The 17,480-nt window shown below is 58.1% G+C and carries 11 protein-coding genes and 1 tRNA gene; 6 read left to right on the top strand and 6 right to left on the bottom strand.

Annotated features, from left to right (window positions below):
* The first annotated feature begins 26 nt into the window (after nt 1-26).
* A complete protein-coding gene (locus E5J99_RS12305; protein ID WP_135498107.1) occupies nt 27-2,018 on the top strand; it encodes a peptidylprolyl isomerase in 1,992 nt (663 codons plus the stop codon).
* Between the two features lie 90 nt (nt 2,019-2,108).
* Here E5J99_RS12305 and E5J99_RS12300 read toward each other — a convergent pair whose 3' ends face one another.
* Together E5J99_RS12300 and E5J99_RS12295 are read right to left on the bottom strand one after the other, a co-directional pair.
* Nucleotides 2,109-5,063: a right-handed parallel beta-helix repeat-containing protein gene (locus tag E5J99_RS12300; RefSeq protein ID WP_135498106.1), complete on the bottom strand. Its 2,955-nt coding sequence runs from the start codon at nt 5,061-5,063 to the stop codon at nt 2,109-2,111.
* 372 nt (nt 5,064-5,435) lie between these two features.
* Nucleotides 5,436-5,777: a cupin domain-containing protein gene (locus E5J99_RS12295; protein WP_135498105.1), complete on the bottom strand. Its 342-nt coding sequence runs from the start codon at nt 5,775-5,777 to the stop codon at nt 5,436-5,438.
* Nucleotides 5,778-5,961: 184 nt separating this feature from the next.
* Between E5J99_RS12295 and E5J99_RS12290 the strand changes: the two genes are divergently transcribed.
* Nucleotides 5,962-6,789, top strand: a complete 828-nt coding sequence (locus E5J99_RS12290; RefSeq protein ID WP_135498104.1) for a serine O-acetyltransferase — start codon at nt 5,962-5,964, stop codon at nt 6,787-6,789.
* A 92-nt stretch (nt 6,790-6,881) separates the two neighbouring features.
* Nucleotides 6,882-7,802 carry a cysteine synthase A gene (gene cysK / locus E5J99_RS12285; RefSeq protein WP_135498103.1) on the top strand — a complete coding sequence of 307 codons (921 nt, stop codon included), beginning with the start codon at nt 6,882-6,884 and terminating at the stop codon, nt 7,800-7,802.
* A gap of 273 nt (nt 7,803-8,075) precedes the next feature.
* On the opposite strand, the gene E5J99_RS12280 is transcribed toward cysK, so the two are convergent.
* The 3 genes from E5J99_RS12280 to E5J99_RS12270 all read right to left on the bottom strand — a co-directional run bounded on the left by E5J99_RS12280 (nt 8,076) and on the right by E5J99_RS12270 (nt 12,555).
* Nucleotides 8,076-8,149 (bottom strand) — tRNA-Ala (locus tag E5J99_RS12280).
* Between the two features lie 181 nt (nt 8,150-8,330).
* On the bottom strand, nt 8,331-11,705 hold the full coding sequence (locus E5J99_RS12275) for a TonB-dependent receptor (protein ID WP_135498102.1): 3,375 nt from the start codon (nt 11,703-11,705) through the stop codon (nt 8,331-8,333).
* Nucleotides 11,706-11,856: 151 nt separating this feature from the next.
* Entirely contained in the window at nt 11,857-12,555 is a 699-nt protein-coding gene (locus E5J99_RS12270; protein WP_245318925.1) for a C40 family peptidase, read from the bottom strand.
* A gap of 14 nt (nt 12,556-12,569) precedes the next feature.
* On the opposite strand from E5J99_RS12270, the gene E5J99_RS12265 reads away from it, so the two are divergent.
* Nucleotides 12,570-13,979, top strand: coding sequence for an FAD-binding oxidoreductase (locus tag E5J99_RS12265; RefSeq protein WP_135498101.1), 1,410 nt, complete (start codon nt 12,570-12,572; stop codon nt 13,977-13,979).
* 141 nt (nt 13,980-14,120) lie between these two features.
* On the opposite strand, the gene E5J99_RS12260 is transcribed toward E5J99_RS12265, so the two are convergent.
* On the bottom strand, nt 14,121-14,624 hold the full coding sequence (locus E5J99_RS12260) for an acyl-CoA-binding protein (RefSeq protein WP_135498100.1): 504 nt from the start codon (nt 14,622-14,624) through the stop codon (nt 14,121-14,123).
* Nucleotides 14,625-14,753: 129 nt separating this feature from the next.
* Here E5J99_RS12260 and asnB point away from each other — a divergent pair, with 129 nt between their 5' ends.
* Together asnB and E5J99_RS12250 are read left to right on the top strand one after the other, a co-directional pair.
* Nucleotides 14,754-16,658: an asparagine synthase (glutamine-hydrolyzing) gene (asnB, locus tag E5J99_RS12255; RefSeq protein WP_135498099.1), complete on the top strand. Its 1,905-nt coding sequence runs from the start codon at nt 14,754-14,756 to the stop codon at nt 16,656-16,658.
* Between the two features lie 78 nt (nt 16,659-16,736).
* Entirely contained in the window at nt 16,737-17,474 is a 738-nt protein-coding gene (locus E5J99_RS12250) for a glycosyltransferase family 2 protein (RefSeq protein ID WP_210114442.1), read from the top strand.
* Nucleotides 17,475-17,480 lie beyond the last annotated feature (6 nt).

Raw genomic sequence — 17,480 nt, 5'->3', positions numbered from 1 at the left:
GGGTATTTTGGCTACTTTGGGCCAATATGAGCCACCTATACTTTTGCCGTTTAGCCCTGACCACTGGCCTGCTAGGCTGCTGGAGCTGGAGCTTCGTGGCCTGCACCGCGCCAGCTCGTACTGCTGCCACCGCCGCAGCTGCGCCCAACAAGTTTGCGGATGCTACCCTGCGGCAGATTGCCACCGCCCAGGACGAGCGCCAGACCACGGCGTTGCTCCCGTTTTTGGAGCGCCCCGAGGTAGAGTATCGGCGGGAAGCAGCGTGGGCGTTGGCATCGGTACAGGATAAGGCCAGCGTGCCGGCTCTTGCCGCCCGCCTTGCCGACGCCGACGCCAGCGTACGGTGTGCGGCCGCCTACGCCCTGGGCCAAACTGCTGACACAACTGCTGAAGTAGCATTGCGGGAGCGTATTTTTCAGGAGAAAGATGCGTTGGCGCGACAGTATGCGCTGGAAGCCCTCGGGCGCTGCGTGTCGCGGGCAGGCTTGGGTATGCTGGCTCGTCTGCCCCCTGCCATGGGGGCCGACACGGCGGCGCTGGTAGGCCAGGCCTGGGGCCTGTACCGGGCCGGGCTGCGGGGCGTGACCTCGGAAGCGGCCGTGGGACGTATTGTGCAGCTCCTCAACCCGGCTAATCCGTACCGGGCGCGGCTGGCGGCGGCCAATGCCCTGGCGCGCACGCGGGGCCTGAATCTGAATTCTTACGCTGCCGTTATTGGTGGCATTGCCCAAAACGATCTGGCCTATGCTGTGCGCAGCGCCGCCGCCGCCGCCCTGAGCAAAGCCAGTCAGTCGACGACGGTGCCTGGGGTGCTGGCCACGCTGGTGCGCCGCGACCCCGACTACCGGGTTCGAATTAGTGCCCTCCGCGCCATGACCGCCGCGCAATATGCGCCCGTGAAAGAAGCCGCCTGGGATGCCCTGACCGATACCCACGAACACGTAGCTCTGACGGCGGCTGAGTTCTTTCTCAACAACGCCGGAGGAGAACCCGGCCTACAGTTTCTGGAGAAAGCCAACAAGCTGACCGCCTGGCGGCCCCGGGCCACGCTGCTGGCGGCGGCCCTGAAGCTGGGCGGCCCCGACCAAAACGCCATCCGAGCCGCCATTCAGGAGCGCTACAGGGCCGCCACCGATCCGTACGAAAAAGGCTATTTGCTGAAAGCCTTGGGCGAAGACCCGGCCGCGTACGACTTTGTGGCAAAAGCCACGTTTGGTGCCGGGCAGCCGGTCGTGATTAGCACCTATGGCGTTGATGCCTTGGTGGCAATGCGCCGGCTGAGCCGTTTTCCGGTCGATCAGCAGGCTACTTTCGCCCTTACGATGCAGCGGGCCATCGGCAGCAGCGACGTGGCCCTGATGGGAAGTGCCGCCGAGGCAATTCGGGACCCCAAGCTGGATATGCGCCGTCTGTTTACGAATGCCACTTTCCTGAAGCAAGCCCGCGATAAGCTCGTGCTGCCGCGTGACCTGGAGGCCTGGCAGTCGTTGCAGCAAACAATTGATTACCTGGATAAAAAAGATACTGCTCCCTTCCCAGTGGCTACGGCCGCTACGCATCCCATCGACTGGAGCATCGTGCAGGCGCTGCCGGCGGGGCAGCGCGCCCGAATTCAGACCAGTAAAGGACCAGTGGTTTTTCGCCTGCTGGTGAATGAAGCGCCTGGTTCCGTGGCCAGCTTCGTGACGCTGGTGAAGCAGGGCTTTTACAATGGCAAGAATTTTCACCGCGTGGTGCCCAACTTTGTGGCCCAAGGCGGGTGCCCGCGCGGCGACGGCTGGGGCAGCTCCGACTACAACCTGCGCTCCGAATTCGCGGATCTGCGCTACGGGGAAGGAGCGGTGGGTTTGGCCTCGGCGGGCAAAGACACCGAAAGCTGCCAGTGGTTTATCACGCACGCGCCCACCCCACACCTCGACGGCCGCTATACCATTTTTGCCCAAGTAGTGAGTGGCATGGACGTAGTAAGCCGGTTGGAAATAGGCGACCGGATAGAGCGGGTAGAGCTGATCCGTTGAGGCAAGTTGAACGATCAACCCAGTAAAAACCAGCAGCGGCGACCAGAATTCCGGTCGCCGCTGCTGGTTTTTACTGGGTTGATCATACCGCTATTGTTTGAGCAGCCGCACTGCCTTGCCAGAAATACCGGCTCCCGATACCCGCACTAGGTAGGTGCCTGCGGGCAAAGAAGCCGGCAGTATCAGCTGCAAATTAGTAGCGTCAGTCAAGGTGGTGCGCAGTACGATGCGGCCAGCCAAGTCGGTGAGCGAAACCTGCAGCGGTCCGGAGACTGGGGCCGGGAGTTGCAGCGTGGTGTAACTCGTGGCAGGGTTGGGGGACAGCGCCAGCCCTGCGCCTGGGCGTTGCTCTGTATCGCGGGTTATCGACGCGACCGGTGAGTAGGCAAACTTGCCGTCCAAATCAATTTGCCGCAGGCGGTAGTAAACCACGCTGGTCAACTCTGGCCGATCCTGGTGAGAGTAGCGACTGACTGTGGTGGTAGTACCCTGGCCCTCGACGAAGGCTAGCTGCTGCCAGCTCCTGGCGTCGACACTCCGCTCGATGGCAAAGCCCCGGTTATTTTTCTCCGAAGCGGTTTGCCACTCCAGCGTCACCGTGCCCGGCTGGCGCTCGGTAGCGGTGAAGCTAACCAGCTCCACGGGTAGCGGATTGACTACGGGCGAGAGCGAGCCGAAGGTGAAGGGACCAAAGCTGGCCACGGGCCCGGCCGAAACGACTGAGCCAGCTGCCAACGAGCCGCCAAGACCACCGTTGCCTTCCGAAATCCAGGTAGAGCCATCGTAGCGGGCCACCTGCAAGTCGTTCGAAAACTCGTCGATGCCGCTCCGGCCGCTGTTTTCGAAGTAGAGCCGCACCGTTACCGCATCAGTCGAGCCGGCGCGGTCCAGGTTCCAGTACTCAACGGAGCTAACCTCGTTAAGGGGCGGCGAAGCCGTGCGGTTTGGGAAAGGGGAGGCGAAATATTCTCCGGTGAAAGCCGTAGCCGGGTTGCTGGGGGCTGAAATTGCCAGGCGTGCCCAGAAGCCTGCTTTGCCCAGCGGAAATACAAAGGCTGAATTTCCCAGCTTGCGTAGTGGCCCATCCACGTAGGAAGCTGTATTTCCTTCGGTGGCACCCGCCCCGGCATTTAGGGTTAGCAAGCCCAAAGTCGAAGTGCGCAGCAGTCCTGACGTTAGCGTCAGAGTACCCGACAAGCTGAAGGGCGCGGCCAAGATGCCCACCTTGCCGGGAGCATTCACGCCCAGGTTCTGCACCGTGGTCGGGCCATCATTCGTGAGCGTCACGTTTTTGGTAATGGTGGCTGTTTCATCATACGTGGCCGCTACGGTTTCCACAGTTCCATTTTCGGCCACTGCTGTCAAGGCTTCCTGCAAACGGCCATCAGAACCCGTAGTGGGACTGAAGCGGTCGGCGTGCAGATAGCTCAGGTCGCTTTGAAAGCCTACTGCCGCCGAAGCATCCGTTCTTGTGTGCAGAAAAGGCGAATAGTCGATCCGGCCAGTGGGCTCCAGCGACGACACTTGAGCGAAGCTGGTGGCTGGCCCGCCCAAGGTGAGCAACAATCCGTCCCGGCCCGCCGCATTGGTACCGCGGATACTAGTCGCCTGGTTGCTGCCTAGCCAGTTGAGCGACGCATTCACGACTTGGGACAAATTTACGGCCCGCACAGATGTGAAGCAGGAGTCTATGCTGTTGTTGCGAATACTGTCGCCGGTGGAAACGAGGGAGGCGTTGCGGTCAATATCAAAGAAAGGCGTCGAGCCGGTGCTGTTCGCTGGCCGGTCCTGCACCTGAATGCCGCGCTGGCACTGGGCTATTACATTGCCAAATACTTTATTGTTGGCCCCTTCCAGTACCACGCCAAAGCCATTGACGTTGAACGCCGTGCGTAGCGCATCGGCCAGATAGCCACGCACGATATTGTTCTGGATGTATGCTCCTCCGGTGAGCAGGTCGCTGGTCACGCCCCCACCCGTGACAATTACATTTCGGTCCCGGTCGATAAAGGCAATACCGGCATTGTCCTCGGCCAGATTGGTTGGCGCCCCAATGGTGCGCACGACGTAGTTGTTGCGCACCACGAGGCTGCCGGGGCCACTGCTGCGGCCAGTACCGGTGCACGATTTCAGCTCCAGGCCGTTGGAGGCGTTATTGCGAATAGTGTTGTTCTCAATCAGAGCAGCTGGGGTCACGAAGTTGCCGCCGCCATCCCGCAGGCCGGCCGCACCCAGCACCGCAATGGCCGGCCCCAGATTGGAACCCAAGCGACAGTTGCGAATAACGAGGCCACTCACGCTGCCGTCATTGATATCGATGCCAGCCCGGCGGTTCTGCTCGAACACGCCATCTTCGATCAGAATATTGATTTTGCTGCCATTCACCAGAAACAGCCCGCGCCCCGCGCCATTGTTGCGCGTATTAGGAGCCAGCGCAGTTTTGGCGGCCCGCACTCGCCGGAACGTAATATTCTCGGTGAAACTTGGGTAGCCATTCCAGTAAATTCCGAACTGCCGGTTCTCGGTTGTCGTCACGTCCTCAATCAGAAAGTTGACGTGGTTAACTTGGTTGTCGTTTTGAATGCCGTAGTCGTAAGCCCGCACTTTCAGGTCGGCGATGGTAACCGGATTGGTAGGAGTGCCCCCAACGGCTGTGATGAAAATACCCGTTTCCTGGGTCTGGATATCACTCGGCACGAGGCCGCCGTCGAATACCGTTCGGGCCGTGTCTACGCCTTGCAGGCTGATGTTCTTATTCAGGATGACCCGCTCGGAGTACGTGCCCGCGTCGATGAAAATAGTGCTGGTAGCGGCATCTGCACTGGCCAGGGCTTTGGCCACGGTGGCATAAGGGGCAGTACTGCTGCCATCCCCGGTGGCATCATTGCCGGGAGTAGTTGTGAAGGCATCACCGGTTTGGCTGGCGTCATTCACATATAACGAAGCTACTGCCGGGCGGTGCTGCTGTGGTTGCGCCGCGGCCAGCAAGCTGGTGGTGAGCAGCAGTATACAGCCGGGCAATGTGTGTTGTACGAAGTGTTTCATAGCCAAAATGGGAAAGTGCGGTCTGGCCTAAACGGTATTTAGTGTGGTCAGGTTAGGAATAATTCATTTTTTTGTAGCCCATATCCAAGCATTCTTTGTCTATAGCGCTGTTGGGCCATTAGAAAAAATAAACCTGGATGCAGAAAATGTGAGCATAGTGTAATTTACTGTTTTATAGACATATATGCATAGTTTTATGTCTTCGGGTACTTTCGCTATTTAATTGCTCATAAGAATAGCTGCTCCTTACTGTGGTTAGTTCTCAGCCCTGTGGGAGGCAGTATTGCGAATCAGATTAGTGCAACTGCCAGCCCACAAAAACGCCGGACCTGTGTGGGCCCGGCGTTTCCCGATGTGAGGCGGCTACACCTGTTATTCTTCTTCGCGGCCGTGCACCTGGGCCGGCGGCGTAGTGGCTTCCACGGCGGTGAAGGCTTCCAGAATCTTGTAGGTGTGTGATGAGCCTTTCGGCACCACCCAGGAGTTGCCAGGTTCGAGCACGACCATTTGGCCTTCCAGATGCAGCTCAGCCCGGCCGCTGATAACGTAGCCTACCGTTTCGTAAGGCCGGGTAGCAGGCTCCTTGGAGTCGCCGGGCTGCTCATTTTCCCAGAGCCGCATAGCCACATGAATACCGGAGGCCAGGTACTTTTCGCCGTCGTGGCCTTTGGGTGAATACTTGGAGTCGACTTTGGTGATGGAGGTATCAGCCATAATAAAGTAGGAATGAAGTGAAGGATTGAAAACAAGCTCAGATCTGTATCCTAACGGAAGGCACGCAGCAGCGGTTGTGTCCCAAACCTTCCGCTGTACTGCTGGTTGCAGCATACGCCGAGGCCGTTATCTTGCCGTTGTAAGCGGCCTGTTCGTTGCGGGCTGCATTTTTTTGTCCTGTCCTATGCACGCCGCCTTCGTTCAGTCTCTAGCCGTTGCGCACCAGCAGGCCACCGCGCCGTTGCCGGGCCCGGCGTTCTGCGCTCTTGCCGACGCGCTCTTGCAGGTGCTTTTTCCCGAGCGCGCCGATCGTCACCTCAGCAGCCCCGCTGCCGTAGCAGCCGCGCTCAAGCAGCTCCAGGCTACTTTGGCCGAGTTGCTCCGGGCGGTGCTGGAGGTCAGTGCTGCCGAGCAGATTGCCGCCACCTGCATGGCGGGGCTGCCCTTGTTGCGTGACCTGCTGCTCCGGGATGCCGCCGCCATTGTGGCCGCCGATCCCGCCGCCCAGGGTAGCGCGGAGGTTATCAGTACTTATCCGGGTTTCTACGCCATTGCCCTACACCGCTTTGCGCATGCGCTCTACCAGCGCCAGGTGCCCCGCGTGCCCCGGCTGCTCAGCGAGTATGCTCATGCCCGCACCGGCATCGATATTCATCCCGGAGCCCGCATTGGCCCTTCCTTCTGCATCGACCATGGCACGGGCATCGTCGTTGGTGAAACAGCCGTAATCGGAGCTTACGTGAAGATTTTTCAGGGCGTCACGCTGGGCGCTCTGAGCGTAGCCAAGCACATGGCCAACACCAAACGCCACCCCACCATTGAAGATCACACGGTAATTTATGCCGGGGCTACCATTCTCGGGGGCAGCACGGTGGTGGGCAGCCACAGCATCATCGGCGGCAATGTGTGGCTGACGGAAAGCGTACCTTCTCACTCGCGGGTCTATCATCGGGCCCAGATTCACGTTACCCGCTCCGAAGATCCTACTGCGGATATTGTATTTTCCATCTGAGCAACGAGCAGTAGCGCAGTGCGCCGCTTCCAATGCCACTGGAGCTGCTGCTCCATCAGCCTACTCTCTACCATTTCACTCACTTGTTTCCTATGAAAGCCAACACCATTCTCGATACCATTGGCAACACGCCGCTGGTGCGCCTGAACCGCTTGTTTGCCCAGCGCCCCGATGTGGAAGTGTGGGTGAAGCTGGAGCGCGCTAATCCGGGTGGCAGCATCAAAGACCGCATTGCCCTGGCCATGATTGAGCAGGCTGAGAAAGACGGCCTACTGACTCCTGATAGTCTGATTGTGGAGCCGACTTCCGGCAACACCGGTGTGGGTCTGGCAATGGTGGCCGCCGTGAAAGGCTACAAGCTGACGCTGGTCATGCCCGAGTCGATGTCCATCGAGCGTCGTCGCCTGATGACGGCCTATGGTGCCAGCCTAGAGCTTACGCCACGGGAGAAGGGCATGAAAGGGGCCATCGAAAAAGCGCACGAGCTGGTGCGCGATACGCCCGGGGCCTGGATGCCCATGCAGTTTGAGAACCCGGCCAACATCCGGATTCATGCCGAAACAACCGCCCAGGAGATTCTGCGCGATGCGCCCGAGGGCTTCGACTTCCACATCACCGGCGTGGGCACTGGGGGCCACATCACGGCCGTGACGGAGGTGCTGAAGCCGAAGTTTCCGAACATGCAGACATTTGCCGTCGAGCCCGAGCTGTCGCCCGTTATCAGTGGCGGTGCCCCCGGCCCGCACCCGATTCAGGGCATCGGGGCCGGTTTCATTCCGGCCAACCTGCACACCGACATTCTGGACGGTACCATTCAGATAAGCCAGCAGGAAGCCTTCGATATGGCTCGCCGGGCCGCCCGTGAAGAAGGGCTGTTCGTCGGGGTGTCTTCCGGTGCCTCATTTGCCGCCGTCGCCAAGAAGCTCGCCGACATGCCCCAGGGTAGTCGGGTCCTAACGTTCTGCTACGACACGGGTGAGCGGTATCTGTCGGTTGATGGGCTGTTTGTGTAAATGTTCCTGCAGTTTTCACGCAAAAAGGGCTCTGCTTCAGCAGAGCCCTTTTTATGTCCCTTGACCAGGCCAACGCGTCGGGTAAGACGATGAAGCTGCTTAGCAAGTTTGTCGAACGTCATGCTGAGCTTGCCGAAGCATCTCTCCTGCAATGGTAATCAAATTACTTTGGCGACGAAGCGGTAGAGATGCTTCGACAAGCTCAGCATGACATGCTGCAGACTTTCTAATATCCCCAATAAAAAAAGCCCAACCGGTTAGGTTGGGCTTTCGTGGAGAATATCGGAGTCGAACCGATGACCTCTTGCATGCCATGCAAGCGCTCTAGCCAGCTGAGCTAATCCCCCAGGGTATTGTTTCCGCAGTCATTTACTGTGGAATCGTGGTGCAAAGGTAGGCGGCGTTTTAGAATGTGCAAGCGTTGCGAGATAAAAAAGTGCCTGGAAAATACATCAGCTTGATAATTAGGCATAAAAAAAGCGGGTGGAACATTGTTCCACCCGCTTTTGGGACTACTCTGAAACCAGATTAGTTGAAGATATAGCGCAAACCTACCTGCATGAAGTAAGTCGACGACGGGCTCAGGTTGCGGCGGAAGGTTTCCTGCACCAGGTTGCCGCGGTCAAGCTGCAAGCGGAACGTCGGCTTTACCGCGCCGCCTGGGGTCAGGGCCGCTACGTTCTGAGGAACCAGAACCGAGGTAGCGTTGGTGGTCTGGAAAGCACCCCAGCTGCTGTTGAGCAGGTTGCCAAGGTTGAATACGTCGAGGCTCAGCTGCAACGTGTTGCGCTTAGTGCCCAGGTCCACGAACAGGTCCTGCAACAGCTTCACGTCAATCTGGTTACGCCATGGCAACAGGGCTCCGTTACGCTCGGCATACTCGCCTTTGTGCTTGCTCAGGTATTTATCCTGCTCCACGTACTTGAAGAACAAGTCGCTTTGCTCCTGTGGCGTAACTACTACGCCGTTGACAGTCTGCGCTACGAAGGTGATTTCGGACGGATTGTTCGGGATGTAGATCAGGTCAGCGTTGGCACCGTCGCGGTTAAAGTCAGACGAGTACACGTACGAGAAGCGGCCACCCTGGCTGCCTTCGTAGAACAGCGACAGAGTCGTGCCCAGGTGTGCGAGGTACTCCTTGCGGTACGACAGCGAAACAATTACGCGGTCTGGCACCACGTAGCTGGCGTAGCTCAGCTGGGGGCTGTTGGAGCCGTTGATCGAAGGATTCTGCTGCCACGACGACAGGGGCTGGTCGCCTCCGCCATCAAACAGGTTACGGGCGTCGCTGCGCACGTAAGCCACCGACGCAAACAGGCCGCTGTCGAACTGCTTTTCTGCCTTAGCGGCTACCGACCAGTAATAGCCTTTGGTAGCGTTGTCAAGCACAATCGTGTTGAACGCCTGACCACCGGCAGTGCCGTTGGGTACTGCCTTACCAGCCGTGCTGATCGGGTTGATGAACTTGTCCGGGTTACCGTTAGGGTACATCAAGCGGTTGTCGGGGTAGCCGCCCACCGCGAGGTTCTTTGGCGCAACCATGTTCGGGTTGCGGAAAATGGCTGTGTTCAGGTCTTTGTTATAAATACCTTCCAGCGAGCCCACAACGCCTAGGGGCAGCTTCACGTCCAAGGCCAGGCTGCTTTTCCAGGTCTGGGGGAACTTAAAGTCGGGAGAAACGGCCGAAATTGGGTTTGGGATAACCGTGCCAGCAACCGGAACAGTTTCCGGACGGTAGAAGTTGGGGTCAGTCTGGAAGCCCTGGTAGGAGTTCGGGGTGCCATTCAGGTCTTTCACACCAGCACCGGAGAAAGTACGGGTTACCTGCAGCATACCCGCATCGCCGGCTTGGCTCACGATCCACACATACGGCACTTTACCGGTGAAGATGCCCGAGCCACCACGCAGCTGCACAGTGCTATTGCCTTCCACATCCCAGTTGAAGCCAATACGGGGCGACCACAGTACTTTGGAAGCAGGCAGCGTAGCCGTGTTTATTTTCTCCCCGTTAGCAAAGGTCAACGCCGAAACCAGCGGGTGCTCTTTCAGATCCTCCGGGAAGGTGATGTAATCGGCACGCAAGCCACCGCTCAGGCGGATACGGCTCGTGAGAGCGAATTCGTCCTGGGCATAGAACGAGTACTGACCGAATTTAAACGAAGGGAATGCCTGAGCAAAACCGGGCTCCAGCGAGTAGGTAAGAGCAAAGTCGGTCGGCAACACGGAAGCCCGCTCGGCCGGAGTGCGGCTTGGGTCGCTGGCGGCTACGAAATCCTCAAACGAGTTGAAGCGGTAGTAGCTGGCGGCGAAGCGCTGGAAGCCGTTTTTGGTCTCGCTCTGATCAATCTGGCCTCCCAGGGTCACGTTGTGCTTGCCCAGCGTCCAGGAGAAGTCGTCCCGAATCGAGTAGATTTCTACGTCGCGCAGGTTGCCCAGCGAGAACGGCTCGTAGCCAAACGAGGTGAAAGGAGTGGGGGCCGCCGTGGCATTATCCGCTTTCAGGATATCCACGAAAGGGAAAACCTTGCTGTCGGAGCTGCGGGGGTCGTTCTGCTTGGTGTAAGTAGCCCGGAATGTGTTGGCCATGTTGCTGCCAAAAGTCGAGTTCAATTCAGCGGCCAGCGAGTAGAAGTTAGCTTCCTGGAAGTAGCCAGCATTCTTGAAGGGCAGCGCGTTGAGGTCGGTACGACCAACGCCGAACGGGAATTGGGTAAGCGGGCTCGACGACCCGCTGGGGAAGCTAGGCGACTTGCCTTCCGTCTGGCTGTAGCGCACGTTGAAGCGGTGGCGCTGGCTGATGTTCCAGTCGACGCGTCCCGTGAGTTTTGTACGGTCGCTGATGAACTCGTAGCCCTGGTACGGGCCAGTCGTGTAGTCTAGCTTGTCGCGCAGGTAGTTGCTGATGGCATCCAGCTCAAAATCCTTGGGGCGGGCCACACCGCTGTTTGAGCCAAAGGGGGCGGCATCGGTAGCGGCAACGCGTGTCTGACCGGGTACGATGTTCTTTTCAATCTCAGCGTTGACGAAGAAGAATACCTTGTTTTTGATGATCGGGCCACCCAGACGGAAGCCGTACTGGTTGAAGCGGGAGTTCTGCAGGTTGAAAGTCTCGCTGCCTACTTTGTTACCGATGAAGGTCTGGTCACGGGAGTAGGTATACACCGAGCCGGTGAACTCGTTGGTACCCGAGCGGGTAATGGCGTTGATAGCACCACCCACGAAGCCGGACTGGCGCACGTCGTAGGGCGTTACGCTTACCGTAATCTGGTCGATAGCGTCCAGGGAGATAGGCGAGCCGTTGGCGGGCAGGTTGCCACCGATACCAAAGTTGTTGTTGAAGTCGGAACCGTCGACGGTGAAGTTGTTCTGACGGTTGTTGCCACCTCCTACGGTCGAGCCGTTGGCCTGGGGCGTGAGGCGGGTGAAGTCGTTCAGGCTCCGGCTGATGGAAGGCAACCGGTCGATTTGCTCGCGCTGCACCGACGTCACCGAACCCGTGCGGTCGGCATTAATGATGTTGTCACGCTGTCCCCGAACGACGATGTTCGCCAGTTCAGTGGTTGCCTCGCTCAGGTTGATGTCCAGCCGCAGGTTTTGGCCCAGCGTCAGGAAGATACCGTCGCGAGCCGTCTCTTTGTAGCCAATGAAGGTTACGCGGACCGAGTATGGACCTCCTACCCGCATGCCGTTGATGTTGAAGCGGCCTTCCGAGTTAGTAGGAGATACGTATTGGGTGTTGGTAGGCGTGTGTACGGCAATGACTGTCGCACCAGGCAAACCCTCTCCAGACTTGTCGGTAATAATACCGTTCATCGCCGAAGTAGTTACCTGACTCCACGCCTCTGGGGCTGACAACAGCGTCAACACCAGCAAAAGCAAGAGGCGTAAACGTGAATGTTTCATAAATGGGTAAATAGGTGAAAAAAGAAGAGGCATTGGGGGGAAACGAAGCGCAAAAGTAAGGACGATTTTGGCCAGCTCCGTTACCAAATCATTGTCTTTGGCACAACCCGCGCAGGCAAGGGTTTTACGACCACAAAGGTAAGAGGGAAATTCACAATCTGGGCCTTACCGCTTTGATAAACCGACTCAGATAATAGTCACTCTCCAGGCTGTTCTCCACAACCCCTAACGAGCTGGAAGAGTGGATGAACTGAACGCCTTCCGCGCTGGCTTCCGTCACCAGGCCCACGTGCGTAATGGCGCCGCTGCCAGGTGAGGCTCCGAAAAATACTAAATCGCCGGCCTGTAGGTCCTGGGGTTTGATAGGGGCTCCCCACACGGCTTGCTCGTTGGAGGAGCGCGGAATCTGCACATCAATGGCTGCGAAGGAGGCGCATAGCAAGCCCGAGCAATCCATGCCCAGGCGGGTAGTGCCGCCATATTTGTAGGGAGTGCCCTCATACGAGCGCGCCGCTTCAATTACGGTCGCTAAGTCGCGGGAGACGGAGCCTGGGCTGACCCGGCGCTTTACTACGGTCTTGGTCTTGCCCACCGGTGAAGTGCTTTTGGCCTTGGCTTTGGCTGTGGGGCGCACACCGCGCCGACGTCGCTCATCGGCCTTCATGCGCGCCATTTCGCGGGCTGAGTAGTAGCGGCCGTTACGCTGGTTTATCTTGCGGGAGCCTCCGCAGCTAGCCAGCAGCCCCAAAAAGCTAAGCAATAGTACGAGCCACCAGCCACTCTGCTGGCGCGAATAATGTACCTTCGTAAGGTGTTCCCGCATCGGGGCAAAGATACGCGAATCAGTCATTCTGCCTTCTATATATGGATTTCCAACCCCTGACTCCCGAACTGGTAGCAGCCTTCGAGCAAATCGTAGGAGAAGCGTATGTGATTACTGCTCAGCGAATAGAAGCCGAAGCCTACGCCGACTATGGTCGTGACCATACCGAAGATTTGCATTTTGCGCCGGATGTAGTACTTCGCCCTGCCAACGCCGAGCAGATCAGCAAAATTGTCCGGCTGTGCCACGAGCATTACGTGCCGATTACGGCCCGCGGAGCAGGCACGGGCCTGAGCGGGGGCGCTTTGCCGGTGCACCATGGCGTGGTGCTGCTCACCGACCGGCTGAACCGCATCATCGAAATCGATGAGCGTAATCTGCAGGTCACCGTCGAGCCGGGCGTGGTCAATCAGGCCTTGCAGGATGCCGTGCGGGAGCGGGGCCTGTTCTATCCCCCCGACCCGGCCAGCAAGGGCAGCTGCTTTTTGGGTGGCAACCTCAGCCAGAGCAGTGGTGGCCCCAAAGCAGTGAAATACGGCGTCACGAAAGACTACGTGCTCAATATGCAGGTAGTGCTACCCACCGGCGACATCATCTGGACCGGAGCCAATACGCTGAAAAATGCCACGGGCTATAACCTGACGCAGCTTATGGTGGGTTCGGAAGGCACTTTGGGGATTATTACGTGCGTTGTTTTTCGGCTGATTCCGTACCCGCAGCAAAGCATTCTGATGCTGGTGCCCTTCCGCCGCGAGGAGCAGGCCGCCGAAGCCGTATCCGAAACCTTCCGGGCCGGCATCGTGCCCTCGGGCATGGAGTTTATGGAGCGCGAGGCTATTGAGTGGTCGGCGCGCTACCTCAACATCGACATCAAGCTGCCCGCCGACATTCGCGCCCACTTGCTTATTGAGCTGGATGGGCAGGATCTGGACCAGCTCTACAAGGAAGCCGAGCAAGTGTACGCCGTGCTGGAAAAGTACGATGTGGGCGATATTCTGCTAGCCGACACGGCTGCCCAGAAAGACGAGCTATGGAAAATCCGCCGCAACATCGGCAATGCCGTGCGCTATAATTCTGTGTACAAGGAGGAGGACACCGTGGTACCCCGCGCCGAGCTGCCCACACTGCTCAAGGGCGTAAAGGAAATCGGGCAGCGCTATGGGTTCAAGAGCGTGTGCTACGGCCACGCCGGCGACGGTAACCTGCACGTCAACATCATCCGGGGCGACTTCGACGATGACATGTGGAACGTAGGGCTGCGCAAGCCCATAACGGAGATATTTGAGCTGTGCGTCAAGCTCGGCGGTACCATCAGCGGGGAGCACGGCATCGGGCTGGTGCAGAAGCAGTACATCGGCATTGCCCTGCCCGAAGCGAATTTGGCCCTCATGCGCGGCATCAAAAAGGTATTTGATCCGCACGGTATCATGAATCCGGGCAAGATCTTCTAGTGTGGCGGCTCCTGATCTGCTGAAAACACAAAAGCCGCTCAACGTGAGCGGCTTTTGTGTTTTCAGCGAAACAACCTTGCCGTTTCAACCGAAAGAAGGCTTCGGGTTTGGTAGTGGCCGAGCTGGCTTCACGTCGCGCGGCTAACTCTGCTCGCCTTTCAGCTTATCCTCGCCGCCGTAGGGCGCACCGGCCGTAATATCACCGCGCAGACCTCCTTGTGATACACCGGGGCCACTGTCCGGCTGCTGCGAGGTGGTTGTGTTTTCGGACTGCCCGCTGTTCACCTGGCTCGCCGTGGCTGGTTGGCCGTTGCCCGTGAGAATCGTGGCTTTTTCGCCGACGGGGCCCGCCAACGTATTCACTTTCTCCACGTATTGGCGCTTGGCATCGGTTTCGTCGAGGCCTTTGAACTTGCTCCACGAATCCCATTGCGCCTGCGACATGCCGGGCTGGCCGCTGGGGTTGTCGGGCGAGTCGTCGCCTACGGTTTCGCCTTTGGTGTCATGGTCACCTTCGGTGGCCTGCTTATAGAGGCCGTAAAGCTCTGTCATGTGGGCGGCGGCTTTGTCGCCCGGCAACCCGTCTACCCGCGTTACGGCGGCTTCAAATTGCTGTTGTAAGTCCATTTGCTGTTGAAGGTCCATCGGTCCGAAATAGCTAAAGAGTGGAAAAGTTAAGAGGGTTTACTAGCATGGCACGGCTTTGGTTGCGGGGCCGCGCTGCTACTTTTTCGGAATGCAAGTCCTCAGAGTTCGTACTTTTGCCCGCTAATTATGTGTGGAATCACCGGAGTATTCGCCTTTACCGACGCTGGACGCCTTTCCTTGTCGGCGCTACATGCCTCAACCGATGCTATTGTCAGCCGTGGGCCCGACTCCCAGGGGCATTTCGTGTACGACCGTTGCGGCCTGGGTTTTCGTCGCCTGGCCATTCTCGATCTGTCGGCCGATGGCAATCAGCCCATGACCGACGAGTCGGGCCGCTACACCATTGTCTTCAACGGAGAGATTTTTAACTTCCGGGAGCTGCGCCAGAAGCTGCTCAAGAAAGGGCATCGGTTTCATTCCCAAACCGATACGGAGGTGATTCTGAACCTCTATATCTCCGAGGGCCGTGGTTTTCTGAAGAAGCTCAACGGTTTCTTTGGCTTGGCCATCTACGATAAGGAGGAAGATTCCCTGTTCATCGCCCGCGACCGGATGGGGGAGAAGCCCCTGCTGATATACCGCGACGAAGACAAGCTCTTTTTTGCCTCTGAGATGAAGTCGCTGCTGGCGCTGGGTATCCCACGCAAGCTCGACTACGTGGCCCTGAGTCATTATCTGCAGCTTAACTACATCCCGGGGCCGGCGTCTATTTTCAAAGGCGTTAAGAAATTGCTGCCCGGCCATTACCTTTTCATTAAGGGCAATAAAGTAGTCGGCAAGCAGTGGTACAAGATTCCCTACGACCCGAAAAAAGCCGCCCGCAATAAGCTCAGCTACGAGCAGCAGCAGCAAAAACTCATCACCCTGCTCGACGACGCCACGGCCCGCCGGCTGGTGGCCGACGTACCCGTGGGCGCTTTCCTGAGCGGCGGTATCGACTCGTCGGTGGTCGTGGCCTTGGCCTCGCGCCACACCCAGCACCTGAACACGTTCAGCATCGGCTACCGCGACGAGCCCTTCTTCGACGAAACCAAATACGCCAAGCTGGTAGCGGAGCGCTACAAAACCAACCACACAGTTTTCTCCCTCACCAACCAGGACCTGTACGACCATATCTTCGACGTACTCGACTACATCGACGAGCCCTTTGCCGACTCGTCGGCGCTGGCCGTCTACATACTGAGCAAGCGCACCCGGCAAAAGGCCACGGTAGCACTTTCAGGCGATGGGGCCGACGAAATGTTTGCGGGCTACAACAAGCACATGGGTGAGTTTCAGGTGCGCCAGGGTGGCTTTAAGGCCGAAGCCGTGACGGGCCTGAACCTGCTGTGGGACGTGCTGCCTAAGTCGCGTAACTCCTTCTTCGGTAACCGCATCCGGCAGTTTCAACGCTTCTCGCGCGGCATGCTTAGCGGGGCCAAAGACCGGTACTGGGATTGGGCCACGTTCGTCAATGAGAAGGATGCCCGCAGCCTGCTCAGCGCTGACTCGCGCCGGAAAGTGGGCAAGAAACTGGCCGAAAAGCGCCGCCGCGACATTCTGGAGCACCTGCACACCGATGGCGACCTGAACGAGGTGCTGCTTACGGATATGAACCTGGTGCTGCCCTACGACATGCTCGCGAAGGTGGACCTGATGAGCATGGCCAACTCGCTGGAGGTGCGCCCGCCCTTCCTCGACCCCAACGTTGTGAACTTCGCTTTCTCGTTGCCCGTCGCCAGCAAAATCGACGCGAAGATGAAGAAGCGAATCGTGCAGGATGCGTTTCGGCCCATGCTGCCCGAGGAGCTGTATAAGCGGCCGAAACACGGTTTCGAGGTACCGCTGCTCAAGTGGTTTCGCAACGAGCTGCGGCCCTTAATTGAAGACGACTTATTATCCGACGGGTTTATCGAAGCCCAGGGAATTTTCAGCGTTGATGGTATTCGGGCGCTCAAGGCGCAGCTTTTCTCCCGCAACCCTGGCGACGTGCACGCCCGCATCTGGGCGCTTATCGTGTTTCAGCACTGGTGGAAACGGCACATGCAGTAAAAGCCGCTTTGCTCAATTTGCTGCTGGTTTCACGGCACCTACCTTCTCTTATTTCGATCATCTCTTACGCCTTCTCCTTTGAGTATCCAGTTTCCACCGCGTACGCTCTCTGTCATTATTCCGGCGTACAACGAAGGGACAACTATTCACCTGATTCTGGATCAGCTTAAGGCCGTAAAGCTCACGGGCAATATGAGTAAAGAGGTCATCATTGTGAATGACTGCTCACGCGACAACACGGAAGAGTCCATTGAGCGCTACATGGCGGCCAATCCGGACATGCCAATTCGCTACCTGAAGCACGCCGTGAACCAAGGGAAAGGAGCCGCGCTGCACACCGGCATTCAGCACGCCACCGGCGACTACATCATCATTCAGGATGCCGATCTGGAGTATGACCCCCAGGAATACAACCTGTTGCTAAGTCCCGTGCTGCGGGGCTTCGCCGATGTGGTATATGGCTCACGCTTCATTGGCAGCAACCCACACCGCATTCTGTTCTTCTGGCACAGCATCGGCAATAAGATGCTGACTTTCCTGTCCAACGCGTTTTCTGATCTGAACCTGACCGATATGGAAACGGGCTACAAGCTGTTCCGGCGCGACATCCTGCAAGGGCTGCTGCTGGAGGAAAAACGCTTTGGCTTCGAGCCCGAGGTAACGGCCAAGGTAGCACGGGTGCCAAACGTACGCATCTATGAAGTCGGCATCAGCTACTACGGCCGGACGTACGCTGAAGGCAAAAAAATTGACTGGCGCGACGGATTCCGCGCCATCTATTGCATCATCAAGTATGGATTACTGGCCCGGATCTGAATGAAG

Origin of the sequence: Hymenobacter elongatus (assembly GCF_004745955.1) — a bacterium.
In the GTDB taxonomy this organism is placed as follows: Bacteria; Bacteroidota; Bacteroidia; order Cytophagales; family Hymenobacteraceae; genus Hymenobacter; species Hymenobacter elongatus.
Note: the sequence above shows the minus strand (reverse complement) of the source record. Positions and strands in the feature narration are given on the sequence as shown.

What these genes read in the sequence shown, in the direction of transcription:
- E5J99_RS12290 (WP_135498104.1), top strand. Translation starts at nt 5,962, where the DNA reads ATGCACGCCGCCTTCGTTCAGTCTCTAGCCGTTGCGCACCAGCAGGCC.
- E5J99_RS12305 (WP_135498107.1), top strand. Translation starts at nt 27, where the DNA reads ATGAGCCACCTATACTTTTGCCGTTTAGCCCTGACCACTGGCCTGCTA.
- E5J99_RS12275 (WP_135498102.1), bottom strand. Translation starts at nt 11,705, where the DNA reads ATGAAACATTCACGTTTACGCCTCTTGCTTTTGCTGGTGTTGACGCTG.
- asnB (WP_135498099.1), top strand. Translation starts at nt 14,754, where the DNA reads ATGTGTGGAATCACCGGAGTATTCGCCTTTACCGACGCTGGACGCCTT.
- E5J99_RS12265 (WP_135498101.1), top strand. Translation starts at nt 12,570, where the DNA reads ATGGATTTCCAACCCCTGACTCCCGAACTGGTAGCAGCCTTCGAGCAA.
- cysK (WP_135498103.1), top strand. Translation starts at nt 6,882, where the DNA reads ATGAAAGCCAACACCATTCTCGATACCATTGGCAACACGCCGCTGGTG.
- E5J99_RS12295 (WP_135498105.1), bottom strand. Translation starts at nt 5,777, where the DNA reads ATGGCTGATACCTCCATCACCAAAGTCGACTCCAAGTATTCACCCAAA.
- E5J99_RS12270 (WP_245318925.1), bottom strand. Translation starts at nt 12,555, where the DNA reads ATGACTGATTCGCGTATCTTTGCCCCGATGCGGGAACACCTTACGAAG.
- E5J99_RS12260 (WP_135498100.1), bottom strand. Translation starts at nt 14,624, where the DNA reads ATGGACCTTCAACAGCAAATGGACTTACAACAGCAATTTGAAGCCGCC.
- E5J99_RS12300 (WP_135498106.1), bottom strand. Translation starts at nt 5,063, where the DNA reads ATGAAACACTTCGTACAACACACATTGCCCGGCTGTATACTGCTGCTC.